Origin of the sequence: Moraxella equi (assembly GCF_002027555.1) — a bacterium.
Taxonomy (GTDB): domain Bacteria; phylum Pseudomonadota; class Gammaproteobacteria; order Pseudomonadales; family Moraxellaceae; genus Moraxella; species Moraxella equi.
Genome location: NZ_MXAP01000083.1, coordinates 20,430 through 27,679, shown reverse-complemented (window position 1 = coordinate 27,679; position 7,250 = coordinate 20,430). Strand labels below are relative to the sequence as shown.

Below are 7,250 nucleotides of genomic sequence, written 5' to 3'. Positions count from 1 at the left end.
AAAAATTACAACGCATTTTGGCGGAGCAAAAGGGCAGGTTCCCTGTTATATTAAGCTAGGGCGTGCCTACCCTTTATAACACTATTTATGATATAGAACTATTTTAGAAATAAAACCAATCGTTTTTGCATGAAAAAATGGCTAAATCTTGTTTTTCATCGTCAAAAGCTTGTTTGATAGAATGACTATCAAACTTCACTTTTTCCTTGAAAAACGTGCGATTTTTCTCATTTTTCATTGCAAATACCAATATTCAACACGCCCAAGTTTTTCCAATTAAATAGTAATGTTAAGGCACAAAAATGCACTGCGATGTTTATAAATTCCCAAAAAGCCCCGACTGGTATGTCTATATCGCCCGCCCGAATTATCCTGACGACATCGATGAGATTCGTGATTGGCTTGGGGTGTTGCCGTCCGACATACGAGCCAAATTGGGTTTGGGGCAATTTGTCATGCACTTGGATTTGGCAGAACGCACCAAACTTGCCCAAGCGGATATTGAGACAGTCAAAGCCCGCCTTGCCGAACAGGGCTATTATGTGCAAGCTCCGCCAAGCGATGTGCTAGCACAGCAAGCCTTAGCCCGTGCCAAAGCCTTGCAAGATAAAAAGTATGACTGATGACGATAATGACGGCATTTGAGTGAAAATTTGTGAAGTTTGGCAAAAAATATGCTAAAATAGGACGATTATTTTTGTGATTGATAAATTATGGATTGGCTAAAAAATCTTGTCAAAAGTCTGCCACTTGATACCATTAGCGAGTACATTGCCGAGCTTGTGATTTGGTGGTCACATCTCGTCAAGGACGTGCCAGATAATGATTTGCCGTTTTTGGCGTATGTCGGTGCGTCTATTTTAGTGCTACTTTTGCTTATCTTTGTGGTGCGTGTTATTCCACGCCCCATTGGTGGTATGTTGTGGGTATTGGCGGTGGCGGTACTTTTGACCCCTGGTGATACACTGACAGGTGCAGGACAGATTGCTCCTGCGGTGGCGGGCGTGGCTCACAGTGCCTTGATGGGCGACATGTCGGGGGCGATCAGTGCCTTTTTGCCGATTTTGGCGGTGTTTATCGTCCTGCTCTTTGTCGGGGCGATTTGGCAGATTTTGCGTGGTGTGATAGAAGTGAACATCACCAAAGCCAAAGAAAAAACACGCATTCAAGAACAAAAGCGACTGCTTGAAGAAGCCGACAAAAACGCCCAAAAATCTTAAATTCCCCTTTTATCTATAAAAAAGTTCGTGTATAATAGCGAACTTTGTTAAATGATTGGTTTATATCAATCAATTTTCAATCTCCTTGCTGTTATCTGTGATAATGGCTGTTTTAATCCGTAGGGAGTCCTTATGAGACATTATGAAGTGGTGCTACTGGTACACCCAGACCAAAGCAACCAAGTTGCCGACATGGTAACTAAATACCGTTCTATCGTCGAAGAAAATGGCGGTAACAACCACCGTCTAGAAGACTGGGGTCGTCGTCAATTGGCATACCCAATCAACAAAATCCACAAAGCTCATTATGTTCTTTTGAACATCGAATGTAATGATGAGACTTTGGCTCAACTAGAAGAATTGTTCCGTTACAATGACGCTATTTTGCGTAGCCTAGTTATTCGCCGTGATGAAGCGATTACCGAGCAATCGCCTTTGGCAAAAGAAGCCGAAGACAAGCGTACTCGCAAAGCCAACCGCCGTAATGATGTCCGCACTCAGGAGACTGAGAGCGAAGACAATGCAAGCGAATAATTAAGGAGATAACTCATGGCACGTTTCTATCGTCGTCGTAAATTCTGCCGTTTCACCGCAGAAGGCATTACCCACATCGATTATAAAGATGTAGAACTTCTAAAACAATACATCAGCGAAAATGGCAAAATCACCCCAAGCCGTATCACTGGTACTTCTACCAAGTACCAACGCCAGCTTGCTGTTGCCATCAAACAAGCTCGTTATTTGGCTCTATTGCCATATACCGACAACCACAAGTAATTAGGAGACCATCATGCAAGTTATTCTATTACAGCGTGTCGTTAATCTTGGTAAACTTGGCGAGACTGTTGATGTAAAAGCAGGTTACGGTCGTAACTTCCTAATCCCACAAGGTAAGGCACTGCCTGCCAACGAAGCAAACATTGCTAAGTTTGAAGCACGTCGTGCCGAGCTAGAAGCACAAGAAGCCAAAGAACTACAAGAAGCCCAAAAACGTGCTGATGCTCTATCAGACGTGAATGTCATCATGCGTGCCAAAGCAGGCGATGAAGGTAAACTATTTGGTTCTATCGGTACTCGTGACATCGCTGACGCACTGACCGCTTCTGGCTTGCCAGTTGACCGTGCAGAAGTGAAGTTGCCAGAAGGTACACTACGTCAAGTGGGCGAATACAAAGTTACCATTCAGCTACACCATGACATCACTGCTGATATTTTGGTGACCATTTTGTCAGAAGACGGTGAAAACAAAACTGATGAAGATGATGAGTAATTAATCATTAATCATCATTTAGAAGATAACCCCCGAACTGCCTAGTTTGGGGGTTTTATTTTGACTTAATGAATTATCCGTCAAACAAATCAAGCTGTTCTACCATGTTATCAAGATGAGTTAGATTTGAGAACGTAACTCCGACCAAGCGAATTGGGAGTTCTCTGGGAATGTGGTGAAATAAATCAGTCAGATAAGGTTTGACGCCGCCACTGTGCTTAAAAGGGGATTTGACAGAGACCGAGCGTGTAATTTGGCTAAAATCGCTGTATTTGATTTTTAAGGTGACAGTATGGGCGGTCAATTCTCGTTTGATAAGGTCGGCAAAGGCACTCTCATTTTCCCCGAAAATCTGAGCTAGGATAAAATCATCATCATTAGAATTGTGCAAAAAAGTAATCTCTGTGCCGATGGATTTACGCACACGTTCGGGTTTGACCGCTCGCTTATCCTTGCCGTGAGCAATGTCATGATAAAACTGCCCCCGCTTGTTGCCAAACAGTTGAACCAGCTCATCAAGTGGGAGTTTACGAAGCTCGCCCCCTGTACTGACTCCCATCTCATGCAGGCGTTTGGCACTTGCCTTGCCGATACCAAAAAACCGCTCAATGGCTAACTCTGACAAAAACTCATCCGCCATGTCAGGCGTGATGACGGCAATACCGTTAGGCTTATTGATGTCGCTTGCGATTTTGGCAAGCATTTTGTTAAAAGACACTCCTGCTGATGCCGTCAGTCCCGTCTCATCAAAAATCGCCTGACGGAGCCAGTTTGCCATGAGTGTGGCTGACCCACCACAATGGGGCTGACCTGTGACGTCCAGATAGGCTTCATCGAGCGATAATGGCTCGACAAGGTCGGTTAGCCGTCCCATGATGTCTCGAATCTGGGTGCTGATATCACGATAAACATCAAAACGGGGGCGAACAAAAATGGCGTGGGGACAGCGTTTTTTGGCTTCATAACAGCTCATCGCCGAATGTACGCCAAAGGAGCGAATCTCATAACTTGCCGCCGCGACCACACCACGTCCATTGGGGTCACCGCCCACCACAAGGGGCTTGCCACGATAGGCAGGGTTATCCCTTTGCTCAACGCTGGCAAAAAAAGCGTCCATGTCTAGGTGGATGATTTTACGAATAGAGCTCATGATAAAAAGGCTAAGTGAAACTTAGCCAAGGATGCGAAAGTCAAAACATTACGCCAAAACCGCCCCCGTCACCATACTATCAGGCAGTAGCACAACGGTTAATTGTCCGTCTTTTTCTGCCGATAAAATCATGCCCTCACTTACGCCAAATTTCATCTTGCGTGGGGCAAGGTTGGTAACGCAAATCACCGTTTTACCTTGTAACTCTTCTGGTTTGTAAAACTTAGCAATACCGCTAAATACATTGCGAGTTTGCTTTTCGCCTTGTTCATCAGTATCGCCCACATCAAGGGTAAATTGCAAGAGTTTATCCGCCCCTTCAACGTGATTGCATTCTAGTACTTTGGCGACTTTCATTTCAACTTTGGCAAAATCATCAATGCCGATAAAGGCATTTTGGTCGGTATTTTCCACAGGCTTATTCTCTTTTTTGGATTTTTGGGCTTTTTTGGTGTCGGTGGGTTGCAGGTTTTCTTTTGAGTCATCAACGATGGCTTGCACCTTTTTGGGGTCAATGCGTTGCAAAAGGGGCTTAAACTCATTGATAGAATGCGTTAGGACGTGAAAGCGTTCATCAAAATTCATGCTATCCACATTCAAAAATTCTTTGGACTGTTCGGCAAGTGTCGGTAGCACAGGCGACAGATAAACCATGATTTTGTGAAATAGGTTTAGCCCCACAGAGCAGACGTCTTGGACGTCCTTACTGTTTGGGTTTTCTTTGGCAACCGCCCACGGTTTTTTGTCGTCAATGTACTGATTGGCGAGGTCGGCAAGTGCCATAATCTCACGAATGGCGGTGCTAAATTCACGGCTTTCGTAGTGCTTGATGATACTGTCGCCAGCTTGGATAAATTTGTTTACCAATTCAGGCTCCGTGCAAGTGGCGGAGAGTTTATTATCAAATTGGGTATTGATAAATTTAGCACAACGACTGGCGATGTTTACGACTTTACCGACAAGGTCTGAGTTTACTTTGGCGATAAAATCATCAAGATTTAAATCACTGTCTTCTACTTTATCAGACAATTTAGACGCAAAATAATAACGCAAATATTCAGGATTTAGGTGGTTCAGATACGTTTCGGCTTTGATGAATGTGCCACGAGATTTGCTCATTTTTTCGCCATTGACGGTCAAAAAGCCATTGACAAATAGGCTTGTGGGCGTGCGATAATTTGCCCCAGAGAGCATGGCAGGCCAAAACAGGGCATGGAAATAAACAATGTCTTTGCCAATAAAATGATACACTTCGGCGGTGCTGTCGGGACTCCAATAATCATCAAATGACACATCAGGGCGGTGGGCGGTCAAGTAGTTTTCAAAACTTGCCATATAGCCAATCGGTGCGTCCACCCACACATAAAAATATTTGTCGTCCGTGTCAGGGATTTTAAAGCCAAAATACGAAGCGTCTCGGCTGATGTCCCAGTCGGCAAGCCCAGCCTCAAACCATTCGTCCAATTTGTTGGCGATAGAGACAGGCAGTCGCCCTTCATCCCGTGTCCATTTTTGCAAAAATTCGGTGAAGTTTGGCAGTTTAAAAAAGTAATGGTCGGACGTTTTTTCCACAGGCGTTGCACCGCTTAGGGTGGAGCGTGGATTGATAAGTTCGGTGGCGTTGTAGGTTGTGCCACACACTTCGCACGAGTCGCCATATTGGTCGTCCGCTTTGCATTTGGGGCAGGTGCCTTTGATAAAGCGGTCGGATAGGAACATCTCTTTTTCGGGGTCAAACAGCTGAGTTACGGGCTTGACGGCAATGTTGCCTGCCTTGTGATTGGCAAGGTAAATCGCTTCGCTGTGCTTGCGGTTGGTCTCGCTATGCGTGCTGTCGTAGTGGTCAAAAGACACGCCAAAGCCAGCGAAATCTCGTTCATGCTCTACTTGCACACCTTTGATTTGCTCTTCGGGCGTGATACCGTTTGCTTCGGCACGGAGCATAATCGCCGTTCCGTGAGCGTCATCGGCACAGACATAAATCACGTCATGCCCCATAGACCGCATGGCACGCACCCAAATATCGGCTTGGATATAGCCCAAAAGGTGCCCCATGTGGATAGAGCCGTTGGCGTAGGGTAGAGCGTTGGTAACAAGAATTTGGCGTTTGGCTGTCATGATGTACCTGTTTTGAAAATGATAAAATGGAGATTATTATAGCGTAAAAGCCGTGATAAAACCATGACAAAATCGGGTATAATGGGGCAAATTTTGGGGGCAGTCCTATGCAAAAGATTATTTCACTAAAACAAGAATTACTGGATGTTATCGATAGTATCACGCCAATCATGTTCTTTTGGTTAAATGCAGTGGTGTGGTCGTTACTGCTGATTTGTGGGTATTTGCTATTGGGTTTTTGGCAGATATTCATCATAATCATCATGGCGGTGTTGATTTTATCTTCGGTATATCATTACAGAAATCCGCCCATTAGAAATAATCAATTTATCTTTACCACGCCCATTTTTGCTTTGGCATATGGCTTTGTCATTAATTCAGGCATATTATTCCAAGATGACTTTATTACAGACAAATCACAATTATCCAGCGTTACTGCCACCGTACCTGCCGAATATGAATATGTGCGAATAGGTGGTGGTAAATACTCTCGCACGCATCATTATTTTGTCATTGGCGATATTAAATTACACTGCTCTGATGATAATTATGATGAATGTGAAAAAGCGTATGCCTACAAAGACCAAACAGCAACGGTATTATATGCTGATGGGCTATTATATGATATGGAAGTGGACGGAAAAAAGATATATGAATTTAATGAACAACTTGCCAAATTCCAACATGACAGACAAAAGAAAATCTATGAATTTATCACGTCATTGGTATTATTTGGTATTCCGTCTTTGGTGTTTTTCTTTTTAAATAAACGGGTCATTCGAGATATTGAAATCATCGAAGATGATAAAAAAGAAAAAACCAAAAAACCTTTAAATATTAAATTTAAAAATGCCAATAATACCGAAAAATCAGCAGATGACACAAGGCAACACGATTTGGGTCATAATAGATTTAATAAAAAGAATGCCGATTATAAACAGCGATTACATGACAAATTATCCGCTCAAAGATTAAAACAACAGCAAATCAAGGCACGCATTGGCGGGGGTGGTATTGCTTGGTCGATGTTATGTATTTTATTGGCGGTGGTAACATTTTTATTGGCTTTTGTGATGCTTTTTATGGATTCTTATGTGGGCGTGGTTATCTATCTATTATTGATGGTGGGTTTTGCTTATTTAACAAAGTTACCCAGCAGGCACACCAAAGCAGAAGTGGATGATTATTATGAAATGAGTGAATATGAAGAATTGGCGGATTTGGAAGAATATGATTTAACAGGTATTTATCATTATATTAGTGTGATTGGCTGGTTCGGGCTGTATATATTTTCTCCGATTGCGTTATTTTTATTGGTTTTTGTTTTTGAATATATTAAGAGCGGTGATATTAATGTGGCGATTGTGGTGGGGGTTTTTGTGTTATTATTGGTGGGTATACTTTATGGGATTATCAAAAGGGCAAAAAATATGAGAGATTGGGCGCTCGAATAAATTAAAATAAATTAATTTAGAATAAAATAAGGGCGGTG

General features: G+C 43.0%; 9 protein-coding genes. 6 read left to right on the top strand and 3 right to left on the bottom strand.

The window, feature by feature from the left end; translation table 11 throughout:
* Positions 1–103: 103 nt before the first annotated feature.
* A complete protein-coding gene (locus B5J93_RS14220; protein WP_265734208.1) occupies positions 104–238 on the bottom strand; it encodes a hypothetical protein in 135 nt (44 codons plus the stop codon).
* Between the two features lie 64 nt (positions 239–302).
* Here B5J93_RS14220 and B5J93_RS08635 point away from each other — a divergent pair, with 64 nt between their 5' ends.
* The 5 genes from B5J93_RS08635 (at position 303) to rplI (ending at position 2,490) form a co-directional block, all read left to right on the top strand.
* Positions 303–623, top strand: coding sequence for a YcgL domain-containing protein (locus B5J93_RS08635; protein ID WP_079326024.1), 321 nt, complete (start codon positions 303–305; stop codon positions 621–623).
* Positions 624–713: 90 nt separating this feature from the next.
* Entirely contained in the window at positions 714–1,220 is a 507-nt protein-coding gene (locus B5J93_RS08630) for a hypothetical protein (RefSeq protein ID WP_079326023.1), read from the top strand.
* 132 nt (positions 1,221–1,352) lie between these two features.
* A complete protein-coding gene (gene rpsF / locus B5J93_RS08625; RefSeq protein WP_029102499.1) occupies positions 1,353–1,754 on the top strand; it encodes a 30S ribosomal protein S6 in 402 nt (133 codons plus the stop codon).
* 15 nt (positions 1,755–1,769) lie between these two features.
* The gene (gene rpsR, locus B5J93_RS08620) at positions 1,770–1,997 is read left to right on the top strand and encodes a 30S ribosomal protein S18 (RefSeq protein ID WP_003657491.1); all 228 of its coding nucleotides are present in this window, start codon (positions 1,770–1,772) and stop codon (positions 1,995–1,997) included.
* Between the two features lie 13 nt (positions 1,998–2,010).
* On the top strand, positions 2,011–2,490 hold the full coding sequence (gene rplI / locus B5J93_RS08615) for a 50S ribosomal protein L9 (protein ID WP_062498874.1): 480 nt from the start codon (positions 2,011–2,013) through the stop codon (positions 2,488–2,490).
* Between the two features lie 73 nt (positions 2,491–2,563).
* Here rplI and dinB read toward each other — a convergent pair whose 3' ends face one another.
* Both dinB and metG read right to left on the bottom strand, forming a co-directional pair.
* Positions 2,564–3,640: a DNA polymerase IV gene (dinB, locus tag B5J93_RS08610; protein ID WP_079326022.1), complete on the bottom strand. Its 1,077-nt coding sequence runs from the start codon at positions 3,638–3,640 to the stop codon at positions 2,564–2,566.
* A 48-nt stretch (positions 3,641–3,688) separates the two neighbouring features.
* Entirely contained in the window at positions 3,689–5,758 is a 2,070-nt protein-coding gene (gene metG / locus B5J93_RS08605; RefSeq protein ID WP_079326021.1) for a methionine--tRNA ligase, read from the bottom strand.
* A 107-nt stretch (positions 5,759–5,865) separates the two neighbouring features.
* On the opposite strand from metG, the gene B5J93_RS08600 reads away from it, so the two are divergent.
* On the top strand, positions 5,866–7,212 hold the full coding sequence (locus B5J93_RS08600) for a hypothetical protein (RefSeq protein ID WP_079326020.1): 1,347 nt from the start codon (positions 5,866–5,868) through the stop codon (positions 7,210–7,212).
* Positions 7,213–7,250 lie beyond the last annotated feature (38 nt).